Source organism: Salinibacter pepae (assembly GCF_947077775.1).
Taxonomy (GTDB): Bacteria; Bacteroidota; Rhodothermia; order Rhodothermales; family Salinibacteraceae; genus Salinibacter; species Salinibacter pepae.
Map to the genome: position 1 here is coordinate 2,110,308 of NZ_CAMTTE010000001.1, position 16,630 is coordinate 2,126,937.

A 16,630-nucleotide genomic window follows, 5' to 3' on the forward strand; every position below is an offset into this window, starting at 1 on the left:
GGTCGAGTCGGCCGTCGGCGTTGTCCTCATGAATCGTGCAGCCGCGAAAGGCACCGGGCGCCTCCCGAGACGGGGGCGTTTGGGACGTCCATTTCACCGCAGCCGACGGCCTCCCCCGTCCGGGTTGAGTAGACCTGTCTCCACGTAACTGTCCACCGGACAGGAGACGCTGCCCCGCCCCTCGACTGCCTCGTCCGGAAACGGTGCCCCCGACCAATCGGTGAGAGCTAGTGCCTCTTCGGTGTGTCTCTCTGAAGTGGCCTGACTGCCGCGAGAAAGCCTCTGCACGAGCGCCCGCCGACCTTCGGAAGACCCACCGGCCCACGTGCACGTGCCGGGGACGGATGCGCTCTGTGGTCGTGTTGAACCAGGGCCGTCTCTGTTTCCGGCGGCTGGTGGCCGGGACCTCCCAACGGCGGTCCCGCCGACGGCAGTCACCCTGACCTCCCAGTTTCATTGGACGCGTCCCTGCTCAGACCATGACCGTTGAGGTCTACCACCGCCAGCACTCCCCAACCGGCACCGGATACAACGTCTTTGAGGAGCGGCCCGACGTGGCCTGGAGCGACCGCCAGCACGAGTATGAGCGCTCGGCGACCGTCGAGGTGGAGGCGCCCGATCGCCGCGACGCGCTGAGGCGAACCTTTCGTCTGATGCGACACAAGCCGTCGACGACCGATTCGGGCGCCGTGGTGAAACTCTACCGCGACAGCGTGCGCCGCTCCTCGATCGGAGACGTGCTTGTGGTGGACGGGGCGGCCTATGAAGTGCAGGACGGAGGCTTCGAGCGAATTTGAGGACCCGCTCCGGCCGGGCCACCGGGACGTGTTGGCGTGGGGAAGACCCGTTGCCCGCGGCCGCTCAGAACAGAATGCGTCGGGCCGCCCGCCACCCGACCAGGCCGAGTGTCATCGCTACCGCTGTCCAGTGCGCCCAGCGCTGGTCCGTGACCATCGGCACCGCCGAGGCCGTGGCCAGCCCCCCGATCGCCAGGGCCGACACCAGACGGTCCTGCATGCTTCCCCACGCGAAGGAGATCTGGTTGTCCACCCCCAGTGCCACGAACAGCCCGGTCAAGAGCCCGAAAAACCACCGTCTGTGTCCCGCTGAAAAGTAGAAGGCTTCCAGGTCGACCGCCGGCTCGGAACCGTCCCCTGAACCGGCGACGGACGTCTCCCAATCGGGGTCCGGAAGCGCGAATGCGCAGCACAGGTACAGGAGAAAGAAAAACAGCAGGTACGACAGGAAGCGCGGCCCGGCCTCGCCTGCACTGCTTGCGCTTTCCAGCACGCTGAACCCGTTCCACCAAAGCAAAATCGTGAAGAGGAACACGAACGCCGACCAGGCGAGAGGGAGCCCATCCCACTTCACGGCGTAGCCCGGGCGGATCAGCTCTCGAACGCTCTGGGCCAGGTCCGTCAGGCCGAGGCCGACAATGATGGAGACGAGGGCAACCAGATATTCAAGCTGGCTCATGGCTCGGGGCGGTTCAGGCTATGCGGCCCAGCAGGCTCCCTTTGAGGCAGAAGACCTTTGAAGTGGAGGACTTGTTCGGAACCGGTCTCTGCGCTGTGGCACGGCGATCCCGTCCCGCGTCAGTCTTTGTCCTCAACACAGTCGAGGCAGAAAATCAGGTGGTCGGTTCTGATCCATCCGCGCTGGTAGAGGACGGCGTTGACCGTGTCGACGGAATCGAGGTCTGGCTCCGTGAACCGGAATGTACCTCGAACGGTCTTCCGGTCAATCACGATCTCATTTTCGCAACTGGCACACTCGAAGACAAAGGGATAGCCCAGACCGGACATGGCGAATAGGGGGCTGGTCAGTGATCTGCCCTCAGCACGGAGATCGAACGGCGCGTTCGGCCGGCCACTACGCTGCTGGCCCGCCCACGGAGGCGGGATTCGTCCTTGCGTCCGCGAAGCGACACCAGGGGGGCGGGAAGCGCAGGAGGCTCATTCCCGGCTCACGGTGCCGTTCCGGCCGGCAGGAATTCGTCGGCGAGCGCATGGGCGTCTTCCTTGGCCTCCTCGACCGTGCAGGCGCCCGTTTGACGCTTTTCTTCGACCGCGTCTTCGCGGATGGCGTACCTCCATCTGACCGACGTGCCTGGTTGGGCACGAGGAGCGTAGGCGCTGACGACTTCGTCCTTCCCGTGCAGGCCCTCCCAGTCGAGAAGATGTCCGGAGGGGTGCTCGACGGTCCAGTGCAGGGCCGGGCCGCCGGAGGCCCTTGGCCCACCGGTGTGCCGGCGCGCATTCTGCTCGTCGACAATCTTGACGAGCCGCCACCGCGTGATGTCGTGAAGCGCGATGGCAAGAGAAACGCAGGAGCCGCGCATGTAATCGGGCATGGCGTTCTGATCGGCTGCAACTGTGCTAAATCAGCTTGTTGTTTCGAAGCCAGGCGTGGACGCCGCTGGCGAGAATGCATTCGCAACCGCTTGCGCTGGCCCGGACGAGCGGCGGTCGGGACCCAGGGCAAACGGAAGAGCACCAACACGCGTTTTACATGACGTGCTGGGCGATGTTGTACGGAGCGTCAAGCGTTGTGCCCCATCCGATTGCAGGTTCGAGGCAGGCGCCAGTGGGGGCTGATCCGCATGTCCTCAACCAAGCGGCACGGCGGCCAATCCGGCCGTAGACGTGGGGCGGTCTCCTCTCTCCTCGGCGTCGGCCCGCAACGCATTCTCCGCGAGCGTCAATCCCTCCCGCCTTTTTGTGATTCGCCACTGCTGGCCTGCGAGTTTCCTGCCGGTGCCCCCCCATCCGCCACACGCCCCACCGAGGTGTTTTCTTGGCGGGAAAGCGCGTTTCCTGCACCGACCCACACGACAGTGCCCGTTCACTAAAAAAGCCCGGCCCCCCACCAGAGAGACCAGGCGCTGGCAGAATCGATGGCCAGATTGATATGCGGTTTTAACTAAGGGGTCCTCGCCTAAAGCGTAAAGGAAGTGCCAATGAAAAGCGCCCGCCCCAGCGGAGCCGACGGGCTCGCTACTGAGGCGGGCGCTTGCCTTGATCCCCTGGTGGGGGGCCGGGAAGGTATGCATACTAGGTAGCTTTTGCGCCTCGGTCCATCAAGCGCGGCGACGTAACCAAGCCTCAACGCAGCCGCCGAGAGGTTATGGGTAGGTAACGCCCCCACGATGAACATCCTGGCACGGCTGTGAAAGGGAGCCGAGTACGCCATCGGGCACTTCAGGCGGCCCCAGACGCGGAGCGGTCGGGGCGCAGAATCTTTTCCGGCAGGCCCTGCCGGTCGCCCTGCTCGTCTCATTGGGGCACGTCCCTCCGCACACGAACTGCCCCCCTGCGGCGCTGCAGGGGCCGCCCCCGCCAGCCGCTGTTCTCGCCAGTCGCTGTTCGCGCCGGTCGCTGTACTTGACAGGGGGCCTTGTCGACGGGGGCGTTCCCTCGCCCGGCCCTGCTCGCATCAGTGAAAGGAACGCCGGCCAAAAAGAAAGCACCGGAGGTTGCTGCCAGCGCACGTTCCTGCGCAAGAAGGCCGGTAGTCAAATACGGGCGCGGTGCCGGGACTCTAGCGAGGCGACGGGCCCAAAGTGGCAGCACGCGTCGGGTCCGATCCATCCCGCCCGAGATGAGCACGGGCAAGGCACTCGGGCTGGCTCATGGCTCGACCCTGCGTCGTGCCGCAAGATGGGCACGGCGCGGGCTGTTGTGCTTCACAGCCCCACCTCCACGGTAAGCCCGACCTGGTTCCCCGTGGGCCTACCGGCGGTGGGGGCCACCCGGACGTCGGAGACGCGCAGGCCGTGGGCGCGGTTGTGCTGGCGGGCCGCATTGTCGGCAACGACGATGTCGTAAATGGCGCTGACGAGGATCACGGCCCCTCCGATGGGGGCCGTCACGAGAAAGGCCCCCAGCCCCGCGTATCCCGAGCGGCCCGCCGTGGCGAGTATCGGCAGGAGCGCGCCGCCAGTCCGAATGCCGATGCCAACCCACGCCCTCCTGTTGTTGTCGGCGTAGAAGTGGCCGGCGGCCGGGCCCAGCAGGAGCCCGGCGCCGAAGAGGGGCGCGCCCAGCACCGTCCCGCCGACCGAGTACCAGACGGCCCGCTGCGGGTCTTTCCGCTGGGGCTCGGCCCCGGGTGCTTCTGGGGCATGAGGGGCTGAGGCGCGAGACGCATCCGGGGCGGGACGGCTTTGCGAGTGTGCCGGCGCCGCCAGCAAAACGGCAAAAGCGAAGGCGGCGAGGTAGGCTTTTCGGTGGCGTCCGGCTTCCGTGGGGGCTTTGGGGAGGTACATGGAGACAGGACAGCAGCACATGGACATGGGAGAGTCTGCTGGTGTTGGGAGAGCGATGTCGAGCATGTGGCCCTTTAGATACGCAGCTCGGGGCCGGAAGCCCGGACATCGGTCCGTGCCACGCGGACATGTCCGCTCTTGAGGCACGGAAGCCGGCCTCCTACGCGCACCCTCTGTGGTGATGGGGGGCACCAGGGGGCCTGCCCCGTTTCCCGGGCCGGACTGGAGGGGCACTGCCCTCCTGCGCCTTCCTGGTACTGCAACCCCAGGCGGGCTTGGCCCCGGTCCGGGCGGCTGACACGGTCTCACGAGGCACGCCTCATCCCAGAAAGCAAGGTCGGGCCGCTTGGGGACGGTCTTCCGGTGCCGTCCCGGACGGCGCGCACGCTGGGCCGGTTCTGTCCCCGCTCAGGCCGACACGGTGGCCGCTACAGTGAACCCTGCCTGCGTGCGCGCGGCGGCCCCGTTTCTCCCCTCCACCTTGAGAATTGCGCTGTAATCCCCCGGCACCGAGAAGGACACTGAAAGCGTCTCGCCGGTGCCGCGTGCAGGTTCGGGCCCGTCGATTGTCCATTCGTATCCGGTGGCATCCCCCGCCGAGGCCCCTGCGTCGAAGGTTACGGGCGCCCCCGTGGGCACCGTGCCGCTGGGACTGATGTTTAGGTGAGGGCGCGGCGCGATGCAAACGGGCTTGCTCAAGATGGCATCCACCGACTCCCCCGTCCCGCTCCCGTCATCGACGTAGGCCGTTACGTTGTAGGTGCCGTAGCTCGGGAAACGGGCCTCGATGCGGGATCCATCCGTGAGGGCCGGGTCCTGCGCCTCGTCGGAGAGCTCGTACTCGAGAATGGTGCCGCCGGAGACGGAGATGACGACCGTCTCTTCGGGCACCGTGGCGCCCCCAATGTGAAGGGTGGGGCGCCCGCGGCCAGGGGCTGTGGGGGCTTCAGGATCAGAAGGTGGGTCAGACATCATCGGAAGGGGGCTGGGTGAGCGTGCTTGTTGCGGCCTGTGCCGGTGGGGCGTCACGGGAGGGGCCCTTTTGCGTCGACCCGTCACAGATCCAGAATGCGCAGGGCCTCATCGAGCGTGCCGAGGGTGTAGTCCGGCTGCTCCGACGCCGCCTCCGGCGTTTCGCGGCCCCACAGGTCCCCCGGGCAGTACAGGGTCGTGCAGCCGGTGGCGTTTGCCGGCCGGATGTCCCGCTGCAGCGAATCGCCGATCACGACGACCTCAGCCGCCTGCGGCTCCGAGAGATCGACCGCGTTGCCGATGGCATGGCACACGTCTCGAAACGTGTCGGGCGTCTTCTCCCGAAGCACGATGTCGTCGAAATATTGGCCCCCTCCGATCCCGTGGGCGTCAAACGCCACCTCGAGGCGATCGGGCGCGCCCTCCGAAAAGAGGACGGACGTGCGGCGGTCGGGCCGGGCGGTCCGCCACGCCCGGACGCCCCGGAGGAGGGAAGCGGCCCCGTCCAGGAGGGGCGGTGGTGCGCTTAGCGCAGACCGGAACGCCTCGGCCGCCTTCCGCGCCCGGCTCCTGTCGCACCCTGGAGGCTGGCGGCCGGCCCGGACCTGCTCGGACGCCCAGCGAAGACGAGACGTCTGGATGCCGGCCTCAGGTCCGCCCCGAAGCCCCGACACGTAGAACGCCGCCGCCCGGGCCAACTGCTCCAGGTCCGGCCCTTCGCCCCCGGAGGACGGGAGGTGCTGGCTCAGGCGATACAGGACATCGGTCGTTTCGAGGCGCTTCTCCCCGTCGGGACGCGCCTCCTCGCCGGGCGGGTCCGCGGGCGAGGGGGCGGCGTCGTGGGGCCCGTCACCAGACGACGGGCCCGGGCCGGGTTGGGGGTCCGCCCCCTGCAGGACCTGAATCATGGCGCTTCGTGCCCGCCTGAAGGTCACATTGGTATCCCAGAGGGTGTTGTCGGCGTCCAGGACCAGCGCGTGTGGGGAAACCGGCATCGGGGGACACGATTGGAAACGTCTGAGTGGGGCTTCGCTTTGGCCGAATCCGCCTTTGGCCAAGTGTCCTTCAGGGCAGCACGCTCTACGGGGCGCAGGTAGGTTTTCTAAAGAAGTTTAGGGGGCGACAATTGGACGCGAGGCAGGATTGATGGACGCGAGGCAGGATTGACGGATGTGATGCAGGATCGGATGGTACTGGAAGCGTCTGACTCAGGGGGCCTGCACGGGGGCGTCACTTGAAAACCACTCAACTGTCTTGCCGAGCCCTTCACGGAGAGGTGTCTCCGGCTTCCATCCCAGTACCGACTGTGCCTTTGCGTAATCAAGAACGCTTCTCTTCTGCTCCCCGGGCAGGGACGGACCGTGCTTCTCGGCAACGTCCGCACCGGTCGTTGCTTTGATCAACCGAAAGAGGTCCGTGACGCTTGTTTCCTGGGCAGTCCCAATGTTGACAAGGTCACAACCTTCGTGGTCGAGGGCCTGTACGTTGGCCCTGGCGACATCGGCGACGTACACGTAGTCTCGTGTTTGATCGCCGGCGCCGTTGATCACCGGCTGTGTGCCGCCAAGCATTTCGCCGACAAAGATCGCGACCACACCGGCGTCGCCAGTGGGGTCCTGTCGGGGACCGTACACGTTGGCGTACCGGAGCGAGACGACGTCAATGCCGAACTGCCGGGCGTAGTACTGAAGGTAGTGCTCAGCGGAGAGCTTCGCGACCCCGTACGGAGACACCGGGCGTTCCGGGTGAGTCTCGTCCTGTGGCGTGTACTCCGGCTCCCCGTAAATGGCCCCACCCGTGGAGGCAAACACGACGTTCTGAAGGCTACCCCGGCGCCCCGCTTCCATCAGGTTGAGCAGTCCAAGCACATTCACACCAGCGTCGTGCGTCGGGTCTTCCACAGACGCGCGGACATCGATCTGAGCGGCATGATGGACCAGCGCATCGAAAGATCGGGCCCGAACCAGGTCGGCGGCAGCTTCGGATCGGACATCGAGAACGTGAAGGGTAGCCTCATCGGGGACATACTCGCGCCGTCCCGCCGAGAGATTGTCCATGACATCCACGCAGTGGCCCCTTTCGACGAGCATGTCAGCGACATGCGATCCGATGAATCCAGCTCCTCCTGTGACGAGGACGTCCATGCTGTTGAAGTCGGATGTTGGATTGAGAGGCATCACGGGTGAGAAGGCACGCAGCGGGGACGTCAGCAGTGCGTCCTCAGCAGCAATGCATCGAGCCTCCCTGCGGCATCGGCATTCCCGCGGAACCGCTCGACGGCCGAAGGAACCCCCTCGCGGTTTGACAAGGAGCCTTGAGAGCTCGCGCCGTCGGCGTCGCCCTGTATGCGGCGGGCCTCTTCGTGGGCGAGGTAGGTCAAGGCACGCCGCATGATGGCATGCTCCGCGTCCCGATCCTCTTTGGGCGTCGCTCCACCCCGGCTGCTGGCAGGCTGACTTTCGGCAGAGGCCCAGTCACGGTCAGAAAACCGACGCGTAAACTGGCGTCCAAGCTGCGACTCGTAGGCGGCCGCCCCGTTGAGCTTCTGCCGCAGAACCGGCTCTACGTCGACGGCGAGCGGGCTGCGCTTGCGAACGCGGGGGAATGGAGAGTGGGCGCCGAGATGCTCGATGACGTACGGCGCGTCGCGATACCAGACGAGCGGCGGGCAGGTATCCAGCGATTCCACACGGCCGACGGCATTGACGAGCTGGACGTGATCGACATGCCCGCCGATGGCCTGCGGAAGGGCGAGGAGGTCCGGCTTGTGCTCGCGGAGCAGGGCACGCAAATAGCCGCAGAGGGGATCCACCACAGAATCGTCGTCACGAATGGGGCCGAAAAGAGCATCGGGCGACGAGTAGCCGCGATGCGGGGCCTCCGGAAACGGTCCGTGCACGACGTTGGAGGCCCCGACCTGCTCGGCGAACACGCGGTCTTCGTCCCGACGGAGCGCCATGTAGTCCACGTCCGCACCGATGCCCTTGTCCAATTGGCACCTGAGCGCAAAGCCGGACGGGTCCGGCACCGGTGCGGCGAACAGCGTCGCGTGCACGACCTGCCAGTCCGCATCGGCGAGCCGGGCCATCAGCCCGCCGCACGAGAAGGCAGCATCGTCCAAATGAGGGGACAAGACCGCGGCTGTCGGCATGGAGAAGGAAAAACGAGACCACAGAGGGCGAGACTACAGAAGGTGTGGCTTCTCGTGGTAGATGCACCGGTCGACGGGCCCATCCGGCAGTGACCAACTCGTGTCCGGCTCCGTGCCCCTTATGTCCCGGTAAATGTCTGCGATCTGGCGGGCAATGACCGACCACGCATACGTCGACCGGCATTCCGCAAGTGCATCCTCAGCGAGGCGGGTGCGCAGGTCGTCATTCTCGACCATCCGGTAGAGGGCCTCGGCCAACCCATCGGGGTCGCCCGGAGAGACGAGGAGCGCATTGTCTTCGTCTCGCAGGCAGTCCACCACGCCAACCGTCTCGGTCGAGACGATGGGCACCCCGCTCGCCATTGCTTCAAGGATCGTGTTCGAAAAGCCCTCTGCGTACGTCGGCGAGACAAACACGTCCCCTCGGCGGTAGATGTCCGGGACGGTATCGTAGGGCGCGTAGCCGGTCATCTCCACCCGGTCCTCCACGCCCAGCGTACGGATGCGCTCCTCGACAGCGCCGACGTCCGGGCCGATGCCGGACATGATGAGACGTACCGAGTCCGGAAGCTTGGCAACCGCATCGATCATGTCGACTGCTCCCTTGCGCTCGTCCACCCGCCCGTGGTAAAGGAGTGTCGGGGCGGTGCTGTCCTGGAGGGCACCGACAGCCTCCTCGTCCCGTGGGGCAAAGCGGTCGACGTCTACCGCACCGGGAACGATCGTAAAGCGGTCCAGGGGCGTGCCGTGGTTTTCACGCACCTCCTTCGCGAAGGACCGAGAGCCGATGAGCAGTCGGTCGGCGTGGCCGAGGACAGCCTGCATTGCGGCTTCTAGGGTCTTGGATTTCGTCCCAACCCAGTGCCCGTCCCCTCCTTGAATGGAGACGACGTTTGGGATGCCGAGCTTCCGGCTGGCCTTCAAGGCCGCGAGCCCAGGCGGGTAGCCGTACTGCGCGTGGATGATGTCGAACGGTTCAGCCTCGTGTTCTGCCACGACACGGTCGACGATCGCATCGATGTCGCGCTCGAAGTCTCCATTCTCGGCCTCGCCCTTCGACTCCATCCCGATCACCGTTACGTCCTCTACGTCGTTGGGCGGTCCCCCTCCGTACACGCCCTTTCCTTCGGGATCATCGCGGTACTGGGCGAGCATCGTCATGTCGTGCCCCAGATCCACCATCTCGCGGAGCAGGTTGAGCGCGTAGACGCTCATCCCGGAGATGGTGGGAAAGAAACGGCGGGAAATGAAGCAGATGCGCATTGTGTCGTTGAGATGGATGCATAGAGTCAGAACGTGGCGAACGCCCCTCACGCATCGGGGGAGACTCGTTCGGCGCTTCGGAGATAGTCGAGGGCGTCGGGGACTGTCTCGTGGGCGGTCGGGGACGCGCGCGAGAGCTCCACACAGACGAGACGCCCGAAGCCAACTTCTTCGAGCGCATCGAGAATAGCGGGAATGTCCATGTCGCCCTCTCCGAAGAACAGATGCTCGTGGATGCCCCGCTTCATGTCCTCGATGGCGACGGTCCCAAGGTCCGACTCGCACTCCCGAACGGCCGCCTGAGGGGCTCGCTCTTCCGTCACCAGACAGTGGCCCGTGTCGAGCGCGAGCCGAAGCCCGGGAACTTGGTCCTGTAGGCGATAGAAGTCGCCGACGGTCTCGACCAACATTCCGGGCTCAGGTTCGAACGCCGGCGTCACGCCCCGCTCTTCTGCGGCTTCGACGACCTGCCCCACCCCCTCCACGAGCCAAGACCACGCTTCGTCCACGCCGACCCCTTCCTGGGGGCGTCCCGCCCAAAACGATACGGCTTCCCCATCGCAGATCGCCGCAACGTCGAGGGCTCGCGTCAAGAACTCGATCCGGCGATCGCGACCGTCCTCGGTCGGGTGGATCAGTGTCGGCTCGTGCTTCTCACGCGGGTTGAGAAGGAACCGTGCGCCCGTTTCCACCACGAGGTCCAGCCCTAGCTTGTCGAGGCGCGAGGACAGCTTGGATGCGCGGTGGTCAAGCCGCGGCGCGAACGGGTCAAAGTGGTGGTGATCCAGCGTTAGCGCGACGCCGTCGTACCCGGAGCCGGCGATCAGGCCAAGGGCGTCTTCGAGCCGGTGGTTCGAAGCACCGTTCGTGTTGTATGCGAACCGGAGCATGTGTGCGGGCGCGGGTCGGGAGGATCAGTGTGACTGTTGGGAACTGGCCGTCGCTAGGAACGCTCTGCCTCGAGAGCAAGGACGTGGCGTTTCGGCTCGCGGTACATGGCGTACAGCCCGTCAACCGCCTCACGCATACGTCCCGGGTGAAACCAAGCCTGGTCGCCGAGTGCCTCCTCGTCGGCCGGAGGAAGCGGGACGCGCTGGGCACCGTTGGGCGGCTCCCCCAGCCCGGCAATGTCGCTCCCGCGCCGCACAAGGCGGCGGATGTTACGCCGCCCAATCCGATCGTACGTCGCTGTCTCCACCTCCAGGGGCGGCACGATTGCCTTCACAGCGTGCGCAGGACCTCCCTCTGGAGAGTAGTCGACATAGAAAATGTCGAGGCCCGCGTCGAGAAACCGCCCGGCAACGAGGTCGAGGAGGGCCTCCGGGGACTGCAGTGTGCCGGGCGCAACAGTGGGGAGGGACGAGAGGCGAACCGTCTCGTCGACCCGGAGGGAGAAGTCAATTCGGTCATGCAGGGCTTCTACGCTCAGGTCACTCCACTCCTTCAGGGCCTGGAACGACCGTGATTCTTCGTTGGCGGGGGACTGCTGGCGCACGTGCTCCTCGTACCCGTCCGGAAACACCTGGCGGATGTCGTCCAGCATGCCGTGGTTGAACCGCTTGCGGACGCGGGACGACGCGTATTCGCGCAGCGCCTTGGCCAGGGCAATCTCCCGGTCCGGGTGGACCCCTTCTCCACAACCGGTAATCATGAGCGGATGCGGCGCGTCCTCCAGGTTGCGCTCGTGACCGACGACATAGAAATTTGCCATGCCGAACGCCGTGTCGGCAAGCTTGATGATGGGCTCGACCCCGGCCGCGTCGAACTGATCGAGAAGCCGGCGAATGTCGGGATCGGCGACGCTGTCGACCGATACCCCGACGCCCTGGTCGAGGGCGCGGTAGGTGACGCTGTTTCCGTCCCGCTGCACCAGCTCCATGAGACCGTGCCCCAGGGCACGCTCGAAGGAGTCCCCCGCGCCGAGGCCGTTGGTGATGGGCGTGTAGAGCCAGCCGTCCTCACGCGCCGGAGAAATGCCGTCAAGGTCTCCGAAGTAGGCGGCGGCCTCCTCGATGGGAATCCAGACCGGATCGTGGGACGGGTACCGGCGCGCCTGCGCCCACACCAGGGGCTGGTCGTGGGCGTATGTTGTGCCCACCGGCAGGCGCAAGCGCCGAGGATCGAGGGCAGGCTCGCCGGCCGCGGCAAGATCCTCGTACGATGCCGTGCGGCGGGGGAGCTCCGGAACGGCCTGCCGACTGGAGGCCTTCTCGTATAGTTCCCCCCACGCGCCGATCCGGGCCGACGCGTCCGTCGACCCGTAGCCGGCAGACGTGTTCATGCCGGGGCGCTCCTCCGGGAAGTGCGCGACGGTCCACACCGGAATGTCCGTCCGGTCAAGGTCCGTGATGGGAAACGCAAACGTTTCCCCGGGGGGCATGGCCTCCTGATACGCACGCGCAGGATCTGCCGTGTGCGAACCCTCTGCGCGATCCGGGGCGGCATCTGCCTCCTCGACGGTTTCGCGCAGGGGGAGTGGGTCAGCGAACGGGCGGCCGCTGAGTTGCTCCGCGAACAGATGGAGGGCGGCGTCTTTGCCGCCGGATGGAACGACCTCCCACGGCGTGATGACGGCATCGAAGTCGAGCGGCTCCATCAGGTCGCGGTACTGCCGAATGTCCGCGTGGGTGAGCGGAATGTGGGCGTCGTACGCCCTGTGCGTGGAGATCGAGACAGCGTCGCCAACGGGGTACTCGTCAAGCGTATACTTGAGCGCGTCCCCGCAGAAAAGCAGGCGGCGATCCTCGAGGTGAAGCACGGCGTGGCCGGGCGTGTGGCCGCCGGTGTGATGCAGGGTAGCGCCGGCAGTAAGTTCGGCGCGCCCGTCGAACGGCCAGGTCACCGGAAATGCCTGCGCGTACGGGAGTTCGGCCTCCTGGATGACCGTCTCCGGTGAGAATCGCTCCGACAGCCGCCAGAGCGCGCCGTACACGTGGGCATGCGAGGCGGACAGGTACTGGATCCCCCCAAGAGACTCAATGTGATCGAGCGCCGCGTCGTCGTACCACGTCGCCCCCTCGAACGCGATGTTGCCGTTCGGGTGCTCGACCAGGAATCCCCGCGAGCCGACCCCAATCTGGGGCTCGGTCCAGAACATCGTGATGCCGGGCAGCACCTCTGTCCAGTCCACGGACACGTGGTCGTCAACCTCGCCCGGCGTCAGAAATTCGTACCCGTCTGGGGGGAGTGGATGCCGGTAATCTTCGCAGACCGGGCACGATTCTGGCGGTGAGGGCCGTTTCTGCCAGAAGCCGGAGTGCTCTGTGCAGTAATGCGAGAGGGGCATGGTCGGCTAGCAGGAGAGGGGGCAAGTGAGCGTAGAAACGACTCGTCGTGAGAACTACGTGTCATCGGACACGGATCATCGGACACGGATCGGGGCGTCGCGGGGCGCCAGGCCACACGACACCGGGCGACAGCGTCAGGCGGCAGGGGCCGGAGACACCGGGACCTCGGTACTGGGGGACTCGACTGCGGCGTCGACGAGGCGCATGATGTGGAGGTCGTGGGCCGGAGAGAAGGGAAACGGCTCGACGGTACGCACCGAACGGGCGAAGGCGTCCACCTGCCCGAGAAACGGCGACCGGTCCTTGTCAAAATCAATCGCCGTTTCGGTGCCATCGCTGCGCGTAAGCGTGACCTCGCCTCCTTCGTCCTGTCCCATCGTGTTGACCGCCAGTGCGCGCCCCTCGGTCCCGATGACTTCCAGGCGGCGTCGCGGAAACACGTCGGGGCAGTTGTAGGCGACGGACTGTGACAGGAGGGTGCCGCTCTCCGACCGTGCGATGAGGGCCGCACCGTCGTCCACCGGATAATCGAAGACCTGCCCCTGCAACAGGGCCGACACGGAGGTGAGCGGCTCCCCCAAAATCATCTGGGTGAGATCGAGGCCGTGGGGAGCGAGGTCGATGAATGCACCGCCGCCCGCGCGGTCGGGATCAACACGCCAGTTGTCGAGGCTGATGCCATCGGGAGTCCAGTCGGCCGGGGTCCAGCAGGCGTAATGGATCCGAACAGTGGTCACGGTACCCAGCGTGCCGTCCGCGACAAGATCCTGAAGCCGACGGTGAGCGGGGTGGAAGCGCTGGTCGAACGCTGTCGCGTAGCGGACACCGGCAGTGCGGCAGGCGTCTACCAAGGATTCGGCCTCGGGCGTTGTGCGGGCCATGGGCTTTTCGCACAGCACATGCTTCCCTGCCTCCGCGCAGGCAGACACGAGCTCAGCGTGGCTGTCGTTGGGGGTTGCAACGTATACAGCGTCGAGGTCGTCGCGCCGGAGCAGCTCGCCGGTCCGCTGGGTTCTGCATGGCACACTGGTGTCAGGAAGCGTGGCCGCCAGGGCATCCCCGTCCCGGTCGCAAAGCCCCACGAGTCGGCTGTTCGAGGCGTTTTGGATTGCGGGAATGCCAAAGTCGCGGGCCACCCACCCGCATCCGATGACCCCCCATCCGACCGTATCGACGTTCTGAGCGGGAGCGTCCATGTTGGGGCTGTCGTTGAGAGTGTTGGGGTGCGCGGTAGAAGAAAAAAAGTGGCGAGCCGGGCGGACCGGAAGTCAGGAGAAGACTGAGGCGTCGAGCACGCGCTGCTGCCAGTCCTGTGCGAAGCCCTCGTGGACAAGGTTGTATTCGTCCAGCGCCACGTCGAGGGAAAAGTCCGCCGTCTGCGCGTGCCAGGCGATTTCCAAAACCCGGTCTAGTGCATCGGCAGCGTGGAAGGTTCGCGCTTCTGGAGAATCGACGTGTTCGGTGTGGGCAAGAGCGGAGTGGATCGGGTCGTGGAGCTCCTCTGGAATCGCCCGCATTGCCCGCTCGCGGCCTGCGTCGATGAGGGCGCCCGCCGAATCGCCGAGGATGACATCGCCCGCATGCCCTGCGTCCGGGAGCGTTGCGTTGTGCAGGTGATGAGCAAGGCCGATCAGGTATGTTGTTGCAACATCGGCCCCAAAAAGCGGAGCGAGCAGGACCCCGAAGACGGCAACAGCGCCACAATGGTCCCCGTGGCTCTCAGTCGGGGTCAGCATCAACCGAGACGTCCCTGGGGCAGTCACGCCCGCTCGCGGTTGCTCGCAGAGCGCGTCGACGAACCCAGGAGACTCTCCTCCGTCCCGCACTGGCTCCCCTGCGGCGTCCTTGCTGGAAATTGCCTCACGCAGCGAATCGCGGAGCGGGGAGTCGGGAAGCGGGGCTTCCTCGAAACCACGGACGCGGATCTCACGCGTGGTTTCCGCGCTCAGTCCATGCTCGCGGAGGACAGGAGCGGATACGTCGGCAAGCCGCGTTGCCAGGATGGCCTCGGCGGTTTCTTCGATTGCGGCAGGCCGGAATGATGCAGTTTCCGGGGCGTCCTCAACATGGAGAATCCGGCTCCATCCTCTCCGAAAACTCCGCTCCATCCAACTTCCGGTGCGGCCCGCCGATCGGACCCGCTTGAGGTTGACGATGTCGCGGAGCAGCGGTTCGTACGCGGGCAGGGTTGCCAATCCAGGGTCGGACATGTCGGGGCCATCGATCAGGCTCAAGAACGCGGCGGGCGCACTGCCAGGGGGGTACGCTCACCTGTCTGCGACGGATGAGGACGGGCTGCCCGACGGCGCCGCCGACTCCGGGGCCTTGCCGTTGCTCTCAGTGCCACTGCTTTCGGTGCCGTTGCTCGCGGGAATGCCTGCCTCTCCATTTTCCTCCGATGGAGACGCCCCGTCCTTCGAGCTGTGAACTCGCTCAAGCCACTGATGGAGGGCCCTCTGCTGAGAGGGGAGGCCGTGCTCCGGAACGTGGCCCTTCTCCACCATGGGGGACTTGAAAAACACCCCGAGATGCTCCTGGACGCCGCCCTGTTCGGTGCGATCGGCAAGATCGACACACCGAACCAACTCGATCACGAGCGGGGCCGCCAGGATGGAATCGCGGCAGAGAAAGTTGAGCTTCAGCTGCATCTTCTTTCCAAGAAACCCCGTCAGGTCGATGTTGTCCCACGCCTCCTTGTTGTCGCCACGGGGGCCGTAATACCGGATGTCGACAATGTGGTCCTCAACCTCATACCCCAGTATGGAGTCGAGCACAGACCCTTTGGTCTCAACCTTCGAGGCGAGAGAGTCCTCGTCGCTGAGAGCACGGCCGTCGCGGTTGCCGAGGATGTTGGTCGAGTACCACCCGTCCACGTTCAGTGCTCGTGACCTCAGGCCCGGTGCTAAAATGGTTTTCAGGAGCGTCTGTCCGGTCTTGCCGTCCTTTCCGGCCACGGGAACGTTCAGGCGCGAGGCCATCTCCCGAAGGGCAGGGGTGTCGGCGGCCAGGCTGGGCGTAAAGTTGACGTACGGCACGCCGGCATCGATCGCAGCGAACGCGTAGAGCATCGCCGGACTGATGGCCTCGTGGTTTTCCTCGATCCCGTTGCGAAACGCCTCCTCAGAACCGTATACAGGCAGAGAGGGATCGGCCCGAGCCTCCGTGGAGGCCAAATTCACGACCACGAGGTTGTCCAGGTCGTTCTCGCTTTTGAAGCGACGCAGGTCATCCTGTAGCGTGTCGACCGTCTCTCGGTGTCCCGACGTGGCCACTTGGTGGTCCCCAGTTACCTCCCGACAGAACCGCTCATTGCCCACCGCGGGCCAGGGGCTGAGTGATCCCAAGCTAGAGCGAACCTTCTCCAACTGACCTGGATCGAGCACATCATGGTTCTCTGCGGCCTGCTCGAGGTCTACGTCGTAGAAGTCCCAGCCGCCGAACACAAGCGACTCGTAGGAGGCAAGGCCCTGCGTGAGGCTCTCATCAAGGGCTGCGAGGGGAAGCCCGTGGTGCTTGGCATTGCCGGAGCGCATCAATTCAATCCCGGCGACCGTCGTCGTCGCGACCGCGCCGCCAAGTCCCACTATGGCAACACCGAGTCGTCCAGAGGGGGAGTCAGAAGAGGCCATCCGTTCGTTTCTCTGCGTGTGAGAGCATCAAAATTGCCGTCTAGTGTAATAGCTCTCATTG

Annotated in this window: 15 protein-coding genes; 1 reads left to right on the forward strand and 14 read right to left on the reverse strand. The window is 65.6% G+C overall.

The window, feature by feature from the left end:
* The first annotated feature begins 479 nt into the window (after positions 1–479).
* Entirely contained in the window at positions 480–797 is a 318-nt protein-coding gene (locus OJA40_RS08845; RefSeq protein WP_013060680.1) for a hypothetical protein, read from the forward strand.
* 64 nt (positions 798–861) lie between these two features.
* On the opposite strand, the gene OJA40_RS08850 is transcribed toward OJA40_RS08845, so the two are convergent.
* The 14 genes from OJA40_RS08850 to OJA40_RS08915 form a co-directional block, all read right to left on the reverse strand.
* On the reverse strand, positions 862–1,476 hold the full coding sequence (locus OJA40_RS08850) for a hypothetical protein (protein ID WP_263810370.1): 615 nt from the start codon (positions 1,474–1,476) through the stop codon (positions 862–864).
* Between the two features lie 119 nt (positions 1,477–1,595).
* The gene (locus OJA40_RS08855) at positions 1,596–1,805 is read right to left on the reverse strand and encodes a hypothetical protein (RefSeq protein ID WP_263810371.1); all 210 of its coding nucleotides are present in this window, start codon (positions 1,803–1,805) and stop codon (positions 1,596–1,598) included.
* A 161-nt stretch (positions 1,806–1,966) separates the two neighbouring features.
* Positions 1,967–2,353, reverse strand: a complete 387-nt coding sequence (locus OJA40_RS08860) for a hypothetical protein (protein WP_263810372.1) — start codon at positions 2,351–2,353, stop codon at positions 1,967–1,969.
* 1,332 nt (positions 2,354–3,685) lie between these two features.
* The gene (locus tag OJA40_RS08865) at positions 3,686–4,267 is read right to left on the reverse strand and encodes a hypothetical protein (RefSeq protein ID WP_263810373.1); all 582 of its coding nucleotides are present in this window, start codon (positions 4,265–4,267) and stop codon (positions 3,686–3,688) included.
* A 408-nt stretch (positions 4,268–4,675) separates the two neighbouring features.
* Entirely contained in the window at positions 4,676–5,239 is a 564-nt protein-coding gene (locus OJA40_RS08870) for a PKD domain-containing protein (RefSeq protein ID WP_263810374.1), read from the reverse strand.
* Between the two features lie 83 nt (positions 5,240–5,322).
* The gene (locus OJA40_RS08875) at positions 5,323–6,234 is read right to left on the reverse strand and encodes an HAD family hydrolase (protein ID WP_263810375.1); all 912 of its coding nucleotides are present in this window, start codon (positions 6,232–6,234) and stop codon (positions 5,323–5,325) included.
* A 213-nt stretch (positions 6,235–6,447) separates the two neighbouring features.
* The gene (locus OJA40_RS08880; RefSeq protein WP_103016313.1) at positions 6,448–7,383 is read right to left on the reverse strand and encodes an NAD-dependent epimerase/dehydratase family protein; all 936 of its coding nucleotides are present in this window, start codon (positions 7,381–7,383) and stop codon (positions 6,448–6,450) included.
* Positions 7,384–7,445: 62 nt separating this feature from the next.
* Complete coding sequence (locus tag OJA40_RS08885) at positions 7,446–8,390, reverse strand: PIG-L deacetylase family protein (RefSeq protein ID WP_263810376.1); 945 nt, start codon at positions 8,388–8,390, stop codon at positions 7,446–7,448.
* A 33-nt stretch (positions 8,391–8,423) separates the two neighbouring features.
* Positions 8,424–9,653, reverse strand: a complete 1,230-nt coding sequence (locus OJA40_RS08890) for a glycosyltransferase family 4 protein (protein ID WP_103016311.1) — start codon at positions 9,651–9,653, stop codon at positions 8,424–8,426.
* 47 nt (positions 9,654–9,700) lie between these two features.
* Positions 9,701–10,543, reverse strand: coding sequence for a sugar phosphate isomerase/epimerase family protein (locus OJA40_RS08895; protein WP_263810378.1), 843 nt, complete (start codon positions 10,541–10,543; stop codon positions 9,701–9,703).
* 53 nt (positions 10,544–10,596) lie between these two features.
* Positions 10,597–12,783: a YcaO-like family protein gene (locus OJA40_RS08900; RefSeq protein ID WP_263810379.1), complete on the reverse strand. Its 2,187-nt coding sequence runs from the start codon at positions 12,781–12,783 to the stop codon at positions 10,597–10,599.
* A 291-nt stretch (positions 12,784–13,074) separates the two neighbouring features.
* On the reverse strand, positions 13,075–14,136 hold the full coding sequence (locus OJA40_RS08905) for a Gfo/Idh/MocA family protein (RefSeq protein WP_263810380.1): 1,062 nt from the start codon (positions 14,134–14,136) through the stop codon (positions 13,075–13,077).
* Positions 14,137–14,208: 72 nt separating this feature from the next.
* Complete coding sequence (locus tag OJA40_RS08910) at positions 14,209–15,150, reverse strand: HD domain-containing protein (RefSeq protein WP_118829875.1); 942 nt, start codon at positions 15,148–15,150, stop codon at positions 14,209–14,211.
* Between the two features lie 57 nt (positions 15,151–15,207).
* Positions 15,208–16,569: an inositol-3-phosphate synthase gene (locus tag OJA40_RS08915; protein WP_272506858.1), complete on the reverse strand. Its 1,362-nt coding sequence runs from the start codon at positions 16,567–16,569 to the stop codon at positions 15,208–15,210.
* Positions 16,570–16,630 lie beyond the last annotated feature (61 nt).

Coding starts and splice junctions, on each gene's coding strand:
- OJA40_RS08845 (WP_013060680.1), top strand. CDS start 480: ATGACCGTTGAGGTCTACCACCGCCAGCACTCCCCAACCGGCACCGGA.
- OJA40_RS08850 (WP_263810370.1), bottom strand. CDS start 1,476: ATGAGCCAGCTTGAATATCTGGTTGCCCTCGTCTCCATCATTGTCGGC.
- OJA40_RS08855 (WP_263810371.1), bottom strand. CDS start 1,805: ATGTCCGGTCTGGGCTATCCCTTTGTCTTCGAGTGTGCCAGTTGCGAA.
- OJA40_RS08860 (WP_263810372.1), bottom strand. CDS start 2,353: ATGCCCGATTACATGCGCGGCTCCTGCGTTTCTCTTGCCATCGCGCTT.
- OJA40_RS08865 (WP_263810373.1), bottom strand. CDS start 4,267: ATGTACCTCCCCAAAGCCCCCACGGAAGCCGGACGCCACCGAAAAGCC.
- OJA40_RS08870 (WP_263810374.1), bottom strand. CDS start 5,239: ATGTCTGACCCACCTTCTGATCCTGAAGCCCCCACAGCCCCTGGCCGC.
- OJA40_RS08875 (WP_263810375.1), bottom strand. CDS start 6,234: ATGCCGGTTTCCCCACACGCGCTGGTCCTGGACGCCGACAACACCCTC.
- OJA40_RS08880 (WP_103016313.1), bottom strand. CDS start 7,383: ATGGACGTCCTCGTCACAGGAGGAGCTGGATTCATCGGATCGCATGTC.
- OJA40_RS08885 (WP_263810376.1), bottom strand. CDS start 8,390: ATGCCGACAGCCGCGGTCTTGTCCCCTCATTTGGACGATGCTGCCTTC.
- OJA40_RS08890 (WP_103016311.1), bottom strand. CDS start 9,653: ATGCGCATCTGCTTCATTTCCCGCCGTTTCTTTCCCACCATCTCCGGG.
- OJA40_RS08895 (WP_263810378.1), bottom strand. CDS start 10,543: ATGCTCCGGTTCGCATACAACACGAACGGTGCTTCGAACCACCGGCTC.
- OJA40_RS08905 (WP_263810380.1), bottom strand. CDS start 14,136: ATGGACGCTCCCGCTCAGAACGTCGATACGGTCGGATGGGGGGTCATC.
- OJA40_RS08910 (WP_118829875.1), bottom strand. CDS start 15,150: ATGTCCGACCCTGGATTGGCAACCCTGCCCGCGTACGAACCGCTGCTC.
- OJA40_RS08915 (WP_272506858.1), bottom strand. CDS start 16,569: ATGGCCTCTTCTGACTCCCCCTCTGGACGACTCGGTGTTGCCATAGTG.